This is a genomic window from Micromonospora sp. NPDC053740, from assembly GCF_040677775.1.
Classification (GTDB): domain Bacteria; phylum Actinomycetota; class Actinomycetes; order Mycobacteriales; family Micromonosporaceae; genus Micromonospora; species Micromonospora alfalfae.
The window spans coordinates 177,109-189,412 of the sequence record NZ_JBFASO010000014.1 but is presented as its reverse complement, the minus strand read 5'-3'; the positions used below and the strand labels follow the sequence as shown (position 1 = coordinate 189,412).

Here is a 12,304-nt window from a genome sequence, read left to right as displayed (position 1 = left end):
CCACCCGGAGCGGCGTCAGAGCAGCGCGCCCTCGTCGTGCAGCCAGTCCACGAAGCTGGTGGCTACCGCCGCGCCGCAGTCGAGCATCTCGACCAGGAGCGCGTCGTGGGTGCCGGCGCCCAGGGGCACCTGAAGCTCGGCGTAGATCGGTAGCTGACCGCGTTCGGTCGGGTCACCGATGTACGCCTTGCAGAACCGGCGGGTGTGGTTCCACTCGTTGACCACCCGGTACGCCCGGTCGGCCCAGTCCGGCGGGACCGTGGCGTGCGGGCGTGCCCGCATGACCAGGATCTCGTCCTCCGGCCCTTCGAGGGTGACCAGCACCGCGTGCCGCTCCCACATCGCCAGCAGGTTGCCGTCGCCGTCGGCCAGGTAACGCACGTCGAGCAGATCGAGCGCGTCACAGACCCGGCGCAGACTCACCGGCTCGACGGTGGCGGGCATCTCGGTCAGCACGGGCCGCTCGTTGGACGGGCAGTCGTCCCCCGGCTGACGAGGGCTGGGCGGCCCGATCCGGACCGCGCTATCGACTGTGACCCCGCTTCGGGTTTCCGGATCGCCGCCGTCGGCGGGACCGGGGCGCCATGACCACCACGGCATCGCTCGCGCACCTCACTCCCCAGCGGATCCAGTCGCCTACGGTGCGTTGGATCCGAGGATGGACGGTACCCGGACAGCCGGGTTGAAGCACCCCCCCAACGACCGCCCCTGACCAGAAGAATGATCCGGGGTCATCCGTTCGGACGAGCGCTCAGGGGTGTCACGGCAAGATCCGTGGCCTTCTGCAACCACGCCGCTCCGTGCGGTCCCACCAGGCCGACCCAACGACCGGCCACCCGCACCTGAACGGCGTTTCCGCCCTCGCCAGCCGACGAGCCGTGGGGGGCACCGAGGAAGCCCATCCGGACCACCCCCTGCACGAGCCGCTGCGGCACCTCGACCGGCGCGGCGGGCGTCCCGTCCGGGGTGATCAGCACCGCCACGTGGTCGAGCAGCGCGTCGCGCAAGACCCGCTGGCCCACGGCACGGCCGGCCACACCCTGCTCGCTCGCCGTCCGCAGAGTGCCCGCCGCCGCGTCGGCGATCCGCCGCAACTCGGCGACGGGCAGCGCCTCCACCTGGCGGCTCCCCGTCGGCGGCAGCGGCCACCGCCACTGGGCGTCCCGGCGGGTCGGCAGGCTCGCGCCGCCCCGCTCCAGCTCGCCGAGCAGCTCCGAGGCGGCCACCGTGACGTCCTCAGCGACGCCGTCGGTCGGCCCACCGGCAACAGTGCGGACCACCAGGACCTGCCACGGCAGCCGGGCCCACAGGGCGACCCGGCCCGGTGCGCCGGCCGGCCGCAGCCGGACCAGCGCGACCGGATCCAACCGGACCAGCCGGGCCAGGAAGGCGCCCGCGTCCGCCACCCCGGCGACACCGTGGGTGGACGCCGCCGTCCGGCCCGGCTCGGCGGTGCCCGGCCGGGTCACGCCACACCACCCTGCGGCGCGTACGTGAGCAGGAAGTCGCGTTCCTCGGTGGTGATCCGCCGGGGCACCTGGCGGGTCAGGTCGAACGGCACCAGCACCGAGCGGGCCCGGCTGGCCAGCACCTCACCGTCGTACAACTCGTAGGCGACGGTGAACCGGGAGGCCCGGATCTCCTCCACCCACAGCTCGATCCGCACTGTGGGTGCCGCCTCCGCGGTGGCGCGGCCGAGCGCGTAGTCGACCGGGCGCAGGTAGTCGACCTCGTGCCGGCGGATCACCACCCCGTCGGCGAACGAGCCGACGCCCCAGGCCCGGCCACCGGCGAACATCAACGCCACCCGCGCCTCCTCGTACAGGGTGAGGAAGCGCGAGTTGTTGACGTGGCCGTACGCGTCCAGGTCGGACCAGCGCAGGGTGCAGTGGTAGACGAAGCGGTCAGACACCTTCTCGGCCGGTCAGTCGCGGGTCAGCTTGCGGTAGGTCACCCGGTGCGGCCGGGCAGCCTCCGCGCCGAGGCGGTCGATCTTGTTCTTCTCGTACGCCTCGAAGTTGCCCTCGAACCAGAACCACCGGGACGGGTCCTGGTCGTCGCCCTCCCAGGCCAGGATGTGCGTGGCGACCCGGTCCAGGAACATCCGGTCGTGCGAGATGACCACGGCGCAGCCGGGGAACTCCAGCAGCGCGTTCTCCAAGCTGGACAGCGTCTCCACGTCCAGGTCGTTCGTCGGCTCGTCGAGCAGGATGACGTTGCCGCCGATCTTCAGGGTCAGCGCCAGGTTGAGCCGGTTGCGCTCACCGCCGGAGAGCACCTTCGTCGGCTTCTGCTGGTCCGGTCCCTTGAAGCCGAACGCGGCGATGTACGCCCGCGACGGCATCTCGACCTTGCCCACCATCAGGTAGTCCAGCCCGTCGGAGACGACCTCCCAGACGGTCTTGTCGCCGTTGAGGCCTTCGCGGTTCTGGTCGACGTACGACAGCGAGACGGTGGGGCCGACCCGGACCTGGCCGCCGGTCGGCTCTTCCAGCCCGACGATGGTCTTGAACAGGGTGGTCTTGCCGACGCCGTTGGGGCCGATGATGCCGACGATGCCGTTGCGCGGCAGCGAGAACGACAGGTTGTCGATCAACAGCCGGTCGCCGAAGCCCTTGCTGAGGTTGACCGCCTCGATCACAGTGCTGCCCAGGCGCGGGCCCGGCGGGATCTGGATCTCCTCGAAGTCGAGCTTGCGGGTCTTCTCCGCCTCGTTGGCCATCTCGTCGTACCGGTCCAGGCGGGCCTTGGACTTGGTCTGCCGGGCCTTGGCGTTGGAGCGGACCCACTCCAGTTCCTCGGTGAGGCGCTTCTTCATCTTGGCGTCGCGGCGACCCTCGACGGCCAGCCGGGCGGCCTTCTTCTCCAGGTAGGTGGAGTAGTTGCCCTCGTAGCCGATGGCCCGGCCGCGGTCGAGCTCCAGGATCCAGCCGGCCACGTTGTCGAGGAAGTACCGGTCGTGGGTGATCGCCATGACGGTGCCGGCGTACTTCGCCAGGTGCTGCTCCAGCCAGGAGACGCTCTCCGCGTCCAGGTGGTTGGTCGGCTCGTCGAGCAGCAGCAGGTCGGGCGCCTCCAGCAGCAGCTTGCAGAGCGCGACCCGGCGACGCTCACCGCCGGAGAGCTGGGTCACGTCGGCGTCCGGAGGCGGGCAGCGCAGCGCGTCCATGGCCAGTTCGAGCTTGGAGTCGACGTCCCAGGCGTCGAGGTGGTCGAGCTCCTCCTGGAGCTTGCCCATCTCCTCCATCAGCTCGTCGGAGTAGTCGGTGGCCATCTGCTCGGCGATCTTGTTGAACCGCTCCAGCTTGGCCTTGGTCTCGGCGACCGCCTCCTCGACGTTGCCGAGCACGGTCTTGGCCTCGTTGAGCGGGGGCTCCTGGGCGAGCATGCCGACGGTGTAGCCGGGCATGAGTCGGGCCTCGCCGTTGCTCGGCTTGTCCAGCCCTGCCATGATCTTGAGCAGGCTGGACTTACCGGCGCCGTTCGGACCGAGCACACCGATCTTGGCTCCCGGCAGGAAGCTCAACGTGACGTTGTCGAGCACGACCTTGTCGCCGTGCGCTTTGCGCGCCTTTTCCAGAACGTAGATGTACTGGGCCACGGTGCGGGCTACCTCCGTCGGTTGCTGTCGCTGATCGGCGGCGCGGCGCGGGCTGCGAGGACCGCCCGCCGCCGCCGGCCGGGAGCCGGCCGCGCGCACGCCATCGTCAATCCTGACAGGTACGACGCGCTTCGCCCACATCACCCCGCCCCAGGAGTACGCGGGCGAGCCTCCTTACCAGAGCCGGTAAGGCAAATTACGGTTTCGGTATGACCAAGAAGATCACCATCAGCCTGCCCGATGATCTTGCAGATCGGCTGACTGACGAGCCGAACGCCTCTGCCTATGTCGCCGAGTCTCTCCGACGGCGGGTGGCCGGGGAGAAGACGCGCGAAATCCTTCGGCAGGTCGGTTTCGAGATCACTGATGAGGGTGTAGCGCGGGTTCACGCCGAGATGGAGCAGTTGAGGGCCAGCATCACCCCCGAACTGCGCGAACAGGCGGCCCAACTCCAGGCCGAGGTCTTGGCAGCACGCGCGAGAGCCAACCGGTGACGGGCTACGGCTTGGCGTTGGACGCGACCGCCCTGCTGGCCTATTCGTCGTCGGAACGGGATGTCGGTCACCGCATCGCGGAGGCCGCCGACTATGGCGTTCACGTGCTGGTGCCGGCACTCTGCCTCGTCCGCGCGCAGCAGGAGGCCACTCCCGGCCAGTGGGAAATGCTCGAAGTGCTCGCCGCGTTGCCGCACATCCGGGTAACCCCGGTCGAGCCGAACATGTGCTCGCTTCTCGGCGGATGGTCACGCCGAATGGCCGGGCACACGGACCTGGCCCAGCTGGCGATGGACGCCGCCGCCCACCCCCTCGTACCGATCATGACGGATCGGCGGGAGCTGCTCGGCGAGGTACTGCCGAAGGAATGGCCGATCATCGACCTCTGGCCGGCGAGCTGTCGACAAGATCACCTTTAGGATTCGGTCGCGCCGAGGCGGGTAGGAGACTCCGGCACGGGGCACAAGACGCCGCAGCTACGCTCAGTACGCTCATCGCGGTGGACCCGTCAGTACCCGGAGGTAGCCGATCGTGACCGTCCGTAGCTCCTTTGTCGTAGTGGCGAACCGTCTGCCGGTCGACGAGGTGAGCACACCCGAGGGTCGGCAGTGGCGACGCAGCCCTGGCGGGCTGGTCACCGCGCTGCATCCCGTACTCGCCGAACACAAGGGCACCTGGGTCGGCTGGGCCGGTGGCACCGGCGCGGCCCCCGAGCCGTTCGACCTGGAGGGGATCCGGCTGCACCCGGTCCCGCTCAGCGCCGAGGAGTTGGAGCGCTACTACGAGGGCCAGTCCAACGCCACGATCTGGCCGCTCTACCACGACGCTGTGGAGACGCCGGCCTACAAGCGCCGGTGGCGGGAGGCGTACCGCCTGGTCAACGCCCGGTTCGCGGAGGCCGCAGCCGATGTGGCGGCCGAGGGCGCGACGGTCTGGGTCCAGGACTACCAGCTCCAGTTGGTGCCGGCGATGCTCCGCGAGCTTCGTCCGGACCTGCGGATCGGGTTCTTCCTGCACATCCCGTTCCCGCCGATCGAGCTGTTCATGCAGATGCCGTTCCGTACCGAGATCCTGCGCGGTCTGCTCGGCGCCGACCTTGTCGGTTTCCAGCAGCGGCTGGCCGCGCAGAACTTCGTCCGGCTGGCCCGGCACCTGCTCGGGCTGCGCTACGAGGGGCAGATGATCCAGGTCGACGGTCGACAGGTGAAGGCGGGCGCCTTCCCCATCTCGATCGACACCCAGGAGATGGAACGGATGGCCGCCGATCCGGCGATCCAGGCCCGGGCCAAGCAGATTCGCGCCGAGTTGGGCGACCCGAAGACGATAATCCTGGGCGTCGACCGGCTGGACTACACAAAGGGCATCGAGTTGCGACTCAAGGCCTTCCGGGAGCTGCTGGCTGACGGAAAGTTGACAGTTCCCGACGCGGTCATGGTTCAGGTCGCCACACCCAGCCGCGAGCGCGTGGAGCACTACCAGGCACTACGGGTGAAGGTGGAGCGCGAGGTCGGTCGGATCAACGGCGAGTTCGGCAGGGTCGGCGTGCCGGCGGTCCATTACCTCCATCAGTCGTACAGTCGCAGTGAGCTGGCGGCGATGTACGTTGCTGCCGACGTGATGATGGTGACCCCGCTGCGAGACGGAATGAACCTCGTGGCGAAGGAATACGTAGCATCACGTGCCGACCAGGGTGGCGCGCTCGTACTCAGTGAGTTCGCCGGTGCCGCCACCGAGCTTCGCCAGGCATTTTTGTGTAACCCGCACGACCCGGACGCGGTCAAGGACGCCCTCCTCCGGGCAGTGCACGTGGAGAAAACCGAGGCACGCCGCCGGATGCGGACAATGCAACGTCACCTGCGTACCCACGACGTGGGCCACTGGGCCAAGTCTTTCCTCTCGGAGCTCGGAGTTCCCGAGGCGGAGGCCGAGTGAACACGTCCGTCAATGATGGGGCGGCAAACGCCACCGGGGTCATGGACCCTGAGTTGCGTTCCGCCATCGGCCGGATCGCCCGGGTCCCCCAGCTCCTGGTCGCCTGCGACTATGACGGCACCCTGGCGCCGATCGTGGAAGACCCGAGCACTGCCGTCCCGCTACCCGAGTCGGTGGCAGCGGTCCGCGCGCTCGCCGCGCTGCCGCAGACCACAGTGGCTGTGGTTTCCGGTCGGGCGCTGCGCGACCTGGCCGCGCTCTCGCGGCTGCCCAGCGAGGTGCACCTCGTCGGCAGCCACGGCTCCGAGTTCGACATCGGCTTCGTCGAGCGACTCTCCCCCGAGCTGGTCGCCGTGCGGACCCAGGTCCGCAACGCGCTGCGTGAGATCGCCGCCCAGCACCCGGGCATCAGGCTGGAACGCAAACCGGCGAGCGTCGCGATGCACACCCGTGGGGTCGACCCGCAGATCGCCGCCGCCGCCATCGAGGCGGTCCGCAACGGTCCGGCCACCTTCGACGGCGTCACGGTGACCCAGGGCAAGGAGGTCATCGAACTCTCCGTGGTGGCCACCCACAAGGGCACCGCGCTCGACCAGCTGCGGACCCAGCTCGCCTCCAGCGCGGTGCTGTTCATCGGCGACGACATCACCGACGAGAACGGGTTCGCTCACCTGCACGGCCCCGACCTCGGCATCAAGATCGGCCCCGGCGACACCCAGGCCAGCTACCGGGTGGCCGACCCGCTGGAGGCCGCCCGCGCGCTGGCGCTGCTCCTGGAGACACGGCGGCACTGGCTGTTCGGTGAGCGGGCGGTGCCGATCGAACGGCACTCCATGCTGGCCAACGGTCGTACCGTCGCGCTGCTCACCCCCGAGGCCAAGGTGAGCTGGCTCTGCCACCCCAAGCCGGACTCGGCGGCGATCTTCGCCGACCTGGTCGGTGGCAGCCCGGCCGGCCACTTCAGCGTCGCACCGGAACGTGGCGGCATCCCGCTGGGCCAGCGCTACCGCTCCGGCACGATGACAGTGGAGACCCGCTGGTCCGGGCTCACCGTCACCGACTGGCTGGACAAGCCCGCCCGGGAGACCACCCCGGACGACAGCCCGGCGGTCATCACCGGCGACTCGACACTGGTCCGGGTGCTCACCGGCAGCGGCAAGGCCAAGGTGGAGTTCGCGCCGAGGCCCGAGTTCGGCCAGGTGGCCGTCCAGTTGCAGCCGCTCGGCGACGGTCTGCTGGTGCTCGGCTCCAACGAACCGGTGGCGCTCTACGCCCCCGGTGTGCAGTGGGAGGTCGGCAACGACGGAGGGTACGAGACCGCCAAGGCGATCGTCGACCTCTCCGCCGCCGGTGGGCAGGTCGTGCTGGAGCTGCGCTTCGGCACGCACAGCCTGGAGCACCACCGGGTGCCGATCCACGAGCGGCAGGCCGCCGCCGAGCAGCCGTGGAAGGACTGGGTCGCCTCGCTGCGGCTGCCGTCCACCGCCCGTGACCTGGTCGCGCGCAGCGCCCTCACCCTGCGCGGGCTCTGCCACGAAGCCACCGGTTCGATCCTGGCCGCAGCGACCACCTCGCTCCCCGAGGAGCTGGGCGGCGTCCGCAACTGGGACTACCGCTACTGCTGGCTGCGCGACGCGGCGCTGACCGCCCGCGCACTTGTCGACCTGGGTTCCGTCGAGGAGGCCGAGGCGCTGCTGCGCTGGGTGGACGGCTGCATCGAGCGCACCGGCGGGCACCCGGAGCGTCTGCACCCGCTCTACACCATCGACGGCTACGAGCTGGGCGCCGAGGCGGTCATCGACACGCTGCCCGGGTACGCCGGCTCCCGGCCGGTCCGGGTCGGCAACCTCGCCAACCACCAGTTGCAGCTGGACGTCTTCGGCCCGATCGCCGACCTGATCGCGGCCGTCGCCGACGCTCGCGGTTCGGTCCGCGACGACGAGTGGCGGGTCCTGGAGAACATGGTCGAGGCGGTCCGCCGCCGCTGGCACGAGCCCGACCACGGCATCTGGGAGGCCCGGCTGCCACCTCGGCACCACGTCTTCTCCAAGGTGATGTGCTGGATGACGGTCGACCGCGCGCTGCACGTGATGCGCGAGCACGGCGGCGAGGACCGGCCCGAGTGGAAGGACCTGCGCGACCGGATCGGCGCCAACGTGCTGGAGCACGGCTGGCACTCCGACGTCGAGGCGTACAGCGTCGCGTACGGGGACGAGGACATGGACGCCTCGTCGCTCTGGATCGGCCTCTCCGGCCTGCTCCCGGGCGACGACCCGCGCTTCCTGTCCACCGTCCTGCGGATCGAGGCGGACCTGCGCAGCGGCCCGGTCGTCTACCGCTACCACTGGGACGACGGCCTGCCCGGCCGCGAGGGCGGTTTCCACATCTGCACGGCGTGGCTGATCGAGGCGTACCTGCGCACCGGCCGCCGCACCGACGCCGAGGAGCTGTTCGCGCAGATGGTGCTGACCGCCGGCCCGACCGGGCTGCTCCCCGAGCAGTACGACCCGCTCGCGGAGCGCGGCCTCGGCAACCACCCGCAGGCGTACAGCCACCTCGGGCTGATCCGCTGTGCCCTGCTGCTGGACAACATGCTCAAGCAGTAGTCGACGGACAGACCACGACGGGCCGGAGCAGCGCTGCTCCGGCCCGTCGTCTGTGCCGGCACCTCTAGGCGGTTTCGGGGACACCGACCCGCTTCCTCGGGCCACACCGCCAATGTTCTGACCGGCGCGTCGCCGGAGTTCACCGCCGCGCTCCGTCGCCTCAGCCGTCGAGCGCGCCCACCACGTCGCCCACCACCACGACGGCGGGCGGGCGCAGGTCGGCCGTGAGCGCGTCGGCGGCCACCTCGCCCAGCGTGGAGCGCAGCACCCGCTGGGTGCCCGTCGTGGCTTCCTGGACGACGGCGGCCGGTGTCTGCGGCGACCGACCGTGGGCGATCAGGGTGGCAGTGATGGCGGCCAGGTTCTTCAACCCCATCAGGATCACCAGGGTGCCGTGCAGACCGGCGAGGGCGTCCCAGCGCACCAGCGAAGCTGGAGCGTCGGGTGCCAGGTGCCCGGAGACCACAGTGAACTCGTGCGCCACCCCCCGATGGGTGACCGGGATGCCGGCCGCGGCCGGCGCGGCGATCGAGCTGGTCACGCCGGGCACCACTGTCACCGGCACTCCGGCGGCGGCGCAGGCCAGCAACTCCTCACCGCCGCGCCCGAAGACGTACGGGTCACCGCCCTTGAGCCGCACCACGAAGGCGCCGGCGAGGGCCCGGTCGACAAGGATCTGGTTGATCTCCTCCTGGGCCCGGGACGGGCCGTAGGGAATCTTCGAGGCATCCACCAGCTCGACGTCCGGGCGCAGCTCGTCGAGGAGCAGCCCGGGTACCAGCCGGTCGGCGACCACCACGTCGGCCTCGGTGAGCAGCCGCCAGCCCTTCACTGTGATCAGTTCCGGGTCCCCCGGCCCCGCCCCGACCAGCGCCACCCGCCCGGCCTGCCGTCCGCCGGTCGTCCCGGTGGAAGCGTCGGGCCGGCCAGCGATCCCGTCCGGTGCCACGCGCACGGCGAGGAGGTCGCGGATGGCGTCGCGGACCGTCATCGCCCGGCGCGGGTCGCCGCCGCCGAGCACCGCCACGGTGACCGGGCCGTGCCGGGTCACGGCCGGGGTCCAGGCGGTGGCGGCCGTCCGGTCGTCGGCCCGGACGCAGAAGATCCGCCGCTCGGCGGCGACGGCGCTCACCGAGGCCGCCGCCATCGGGTCGTCGACAGCGACCTGGACCAGCCAGGCGCCGTCCAGGTCCTCGGGCACGAACCGGCGCGGCACCCAGTGCAGCCGACCCGCGTCGGCCCGGGCGCGCAACGCCGGAGTCAGCTCCGGGGCCACCAGCAGGACGTCCGCACCGGCGTCCAGCAGCGCGGGTACGCGCCGGGTGGCGACCGCGCCGCCACCCACCACGACCACCCGCCGCCCGTGCAGCCGCAAACCCAGGGGGTACGGATTGGAGCTCACGCCGCACCACCGAGGCGCACGGCTCGTTCGCTGCACGTGCTCACTTCTCGACCACCCCGGCCGAGTCGAAGGTGGCCACCTCGTGCAGCACCCGGACCGCGCCGGTGACCACTGGCAACGCCAGCAGCGCGCCGGTGCCCTCGCCGAGGCGCAGCCCCAGGTCGATCAGCGGGTCGAGGCCGAGGTGGCGCAGCGCGACGGTGGCACCGGGCTCGGCCGAGCGGTGGCCGGCGACCATGGCACAGACCGCTTCCGGGGCGAACGCGGCGGCGGCGAGCGCTGCCGAGACCGCGATCACGCCGTCCAGCAGCACCGGCGTGCGGCGTGCGGCAGCCCCCAGGATCAGCCCGGCCAGGGCGGCGTGCTCCAGACCACCGACGGCGGCCAGCACGCCCAGCGGGTCGGCCGGGTCGGGGGTGTGCCGGGCCAGCGCGGCCCGCACCACGGCCACCTTGCGCGCGTACGTCGGGTCGTCGATCCCGGTGCCCCGACCGGTGGTGTCGAGCGGGTCGGCGCCGGTGAACGCGGCGATCAGCACGGCGGCCGGGGTGGTGTTGCCGATGCCCATGTCCCCGGTGAGCAGGATGCCGGCGCCGGCGTCGATCAGCTCGTCGGCGATCCGGATGCCGGTCTGCACCGCCGCCAGCGCCTCGTCCCGGGTCAGCGCGGCGGTCGCGGTGAGGTCGCGGGTGCCCCGGCGGACGGACGCGGCAACCAGCCGAGGCACGGCCGGGTCGCGCACCGCCGGCTCGGCGGCAGGTTCGGTGGGCAGCGGGGTGGCCACGCCGACGTCGACCACTGTCACCGAGGCGCCGGCCTGTCGGGCGAACGCGTTGACCACCGCTCCACCGGCCAGGAAGTTGCCGATCATCTGCGCGGTGACCTCCTGCGGCCAGGGGCTCACCCCCTGGGCGTGCACGCCATGGTCGCCGGCGAAGATCGCCACTGCGGCCGGTTCGGGCAGCGGTGGTGGGCAGACCCCGGCCAGGCCGGCGAGGCGTACCGAAAGCTCCTCCAGCGCGCCCAGCGATCCCGCCGGCTTGGTCAGCCGGCCGTGCAGCTCCCGGGCGGCGGCCATGGCCGCTTCGTCGGCCGGGCGGATCGCCGCGACAGTGGTCTCCAGCATCATGCCTCCATGGTCTCGCGCAGCACGTCGATGAACGCGTCGGTGGTGTTTCGGTCGCGTACCGCCACCCGCAGCCAGTCCGGGCCGAGGCCGGGGAACGTGTCGCCTCGGCGCACCGCCCAGCCGCGCTCGCGCAGGGCGGCCCGGATCGCTGTCGCGCCCGGCAGGTGCAGCAGGACGAACGCGCTGGCGGGCCGGCCGACGACGCGTACACCGGGCAGTTCGGCGAGGCGCGCGACCAGGTGCTCGCGGTCGGCGGCAAGGTCGGCGGCGATCGCGCGTTCGGCCTGGACCGCGACGGCGCTGGCGCAGGCCGACGCTGCCGCCAGCGCGGGCGTGGAGACGGCCCAGAGCGGTTGGACGGCGGCCAGCCGGGACAGCAGCTCCGCGTCGCCGAGCAGGTAGCCGATCCGCAGCCCGGCCAGGCCCCACGTCTTGGTGAGGCTGCGCACCACGAGCAGCCCGGGCAGGTCGCGGCGTTCGGCCAGCGACTCCGGTTCGCCGGGTTGCCCGGAGGCGATTGTGGTGTCGGCGAACGCCTCGTCGACCACCAGCACCCGGCCGGGGCGGGCCAGCGCGGCCACCGTCTGGGCGGGATGCAGCACCGACGTCGGATTCGTCGGGTTGCCGATCATCACGAGGTCGGCGTCGGCGGGCACCCGGGACGGGTCGAGCCGGAAGTCGTCGGCGGCGTCGAGCAGGACCCGCTCGACCGGGTGTCCGGCGGCCCGCAGCGCCGCCTCCGGCTCGGTGAACTGAGGGTGCACCACAACGGGGCGACGAACGCCGCGCAGCGCCTGGGCGATCAGCACGAACCCCTCGGCGGCGCCGGCGGTGAGCAGCACCTCGTTCGGGTGACGGCGGTGCCGGGCGGCGACCGCCGCCCGGGCCGGTGCCGGGTCCGGATAGCGGGCCAGGTCGGTCAGGGTCGCGGCGATCGGGTCGGCCAGCCAGGCGGGCGGTCGCGCCCGACGGACATTGACGGCGAGGTCGATCAGACCGGCTGTCGCCTCCGCGTCGCCGTGGTGGGCGAGGTCCGGATCGCCCTCAGCGGGTGGGGCGACAGCGCTCGGCTGATCAGACATGTCCGCGATCCTGCCGGGAAGGTGGCCGGCGGGACAGTCCATCCCAGCGTAAGCCGCG

Annotated in this window: 11 protein-coding genes; 4 read left to right on the top strand and 7 right to left on the bottom strand. The window is 71.7% G+C overall.

What is annotated here, in order from left to right; all coding sequences use genetic code 11:
• Positions 1-15: 15 nt before the first annotated feature.
• From AB0K35_RS31050 to ettA, 4 genes are all read right to left on the bottom strand, one after another.
• The gene (locus AB0K35_RS31050; RefSeq protein ID WP_238669065.1) at positions 16-600 is read right to left on the bottom strand and encodes a YbjN domain-containing protein; all 585 of its coding nucleotides are present in this window, start codon (positions 598-600) and stop codon (positions 16-18) included.
• Between the two features lie 131 nt (positions 601-731).
• Positions 732-1,469 carry a hypothetical protein gene (locus AB0K35_RS31045; RefSeq protein WP_363889896.1) on the bottom strand — a complete coding sequence of 246 codons (738 nt, stop codon included), beginning with the start codon at positions 1,467-1,469 and terminating at the stop codon, positions 732-734.
• On the bottom strand, positions 1,466-1,912 hold the full coding sequence (locus AB0K35_RS31040; RefSeq protein ID WP_112584127.1) for a thioesterase family protein: 447 nt from the start codon (positions 1,910-1,912) through the stop codon (positions 1,466-1,468). The genes AB0K35_RS31045 and AB0K35_RS31040 overlap by 4 nt, the downstream gene beginning before the upstream one ends.
• Before the next feature lie 12 nt (positions 1,913-1,924).
• Entirely contained in the window at positions 1,925-3,601 is a 1,677-nt protein-coding gene (ettA, locus tag AB0K35_RS31035) for an energy-dependent translational throttle protein EttA (RefSeq protein ID WP_179783536.1), read from the bottom strand.
• A gap of 209 nt (positions 3,602-3,810) precedes the next feature.
• On the opposite strand from ettA, the gene AB0K35_RS31030 reads away from it, so the two are divergent.
• The 4 genes from AB0K35_RS31030 (at position 3,811) to otsB (ending at position 8,633) form a co-directional block, all read left to right on the top strand.
• Positions 3,811-4,095 carry a hypothetical protein gene (locus AB0K35_RS31030; protein ID WP_363889893.1) on the top strand — a complete coding sequence of 95 codons (285 nt, stop codon included), beginning with the start codon at positions 3,811-3,813 and terminating at the stop codon, positions 4,093-4,095.
• Between the two features lie 17 nt (positions 4,096-4,112).
• A complete protein-coding gene (locus AB0K35_RS31025; protein WP_363889890.1) occupies positions 4,113-4,514 on the top strand; it encodes a hypothetical protein in 402 nt (133 codons plus the stop codon).
• A 112-nt stretch (positions 4,515-4,626) separates the two neighbouring features.
• Positions 4,627-6,027, top strand: coding sequence for a trehalose-6-phosphate synthase (locus AB0K35_RS31020; RefSeq protein ID WP_030333449.1), 1,401 nt, complete (start codon positions 4,627-4,629; stop codon positions 6,025-6,027).
• 41 nt (positions 6,028-6,068) lie between these two features.
• The gene (otsB, locus tag AB0K35_RS31015; protein WP_238669082.1) at positions 6,069-8,633 is read left to right on the top strand and encodes a trehalose-phosphatase; all 2,565 of its coding nucleotides are present in this window, start codon (positions 6,069-6,071) and stop codon (positions 8,631-8,633) included.
• Positions 8,634-8,793: 160 nt separating this feature from the next.
• Here the strand turns inward: otsB and cobA are convergent, their stop codons facing one another.
• The 3 genes from cobA to cobC are packed head-to-tail and all read right to left on the bottom strand — an operon-like array spanning position 8,794 to position 12,246.
• Entirely contained in the window at positions 8,794-10,035 is a 1,242-nt protein-coding gene (cobA, locus tag AB0K35_RS31010; RefSeq protein WP_238669069.1) for a uroporphyrinogen-III C-methyltransferase, read from the bottom strand.
• A 40-nt stretch (positions 10,036-10,075) separates the two neighbouring features.
• Positions 10,076-11,161 (bottom strand): nicotinate-nucleotide--dimethylbenzimidazole phosphoribosyltransferase, encoded by a 1,086-nt coding sequence (gene cobT / locus AB0K35_RS31005; protein WP_363889973.1) that lies wholly within the window; start codon positions 11,159-11,161, stop codon positions 10,076-10,078.
• A complete protein-coding gene (gene cobC / locus AB0K35_RS31000; RefSeq protein WP_238669070.1) occupies positions 11,161-12,246 on the bottom strand; it encodes an Rv2231c family pyridoxal phosphate-dependent protein CobC in 1,086 nt (361 codons plus the stop codon). Before cobC ends, cobT begins: the two co-directional genes overlap by 1 nt.
• Positions 12,247-12,304 lie beyond the last annotated feature (58 nt).

Excerpts from the sequence above, each read along its gene's own strand:
- AB0K35_RS31030 (WP_363889893.1), top strand. The coding sequence starts at position 3,811 with ATGACCAAGAAGATCACCATCAGCCTGCCCGATGATCTTGCAGATCGG.
- cobT (WP_363889973.1), bottom strand. The coding sequence starts at position 11,161 with ATGCTGGAGACCACTGTCGCGGCGATCCGCCCGGCCGACGAAGCGGCC.
- AB0K35_RS31050 (WP_238669065.1), bottom strand. The coding sequence starts at position 600 with ATGCCGTGGTGGTCATGGCGCCCCGGTCCCGCCGACGGCGGCGATCCG.
- cobC (WP_238669070.1), bottom strand. The coding sequence starts at position 12,246 with ATGTCTGATCAGCCGAGCGCTGTCGCCCCACCCGCTGAGGGCGATCCG.
- otsB (WP_238669082.1), top strand. The coding sequence starts at position 6,069 with ATGGACCCTGAGTTGCGTTCCGCCATCGGCCGGATCGCCCGGGTCCCC.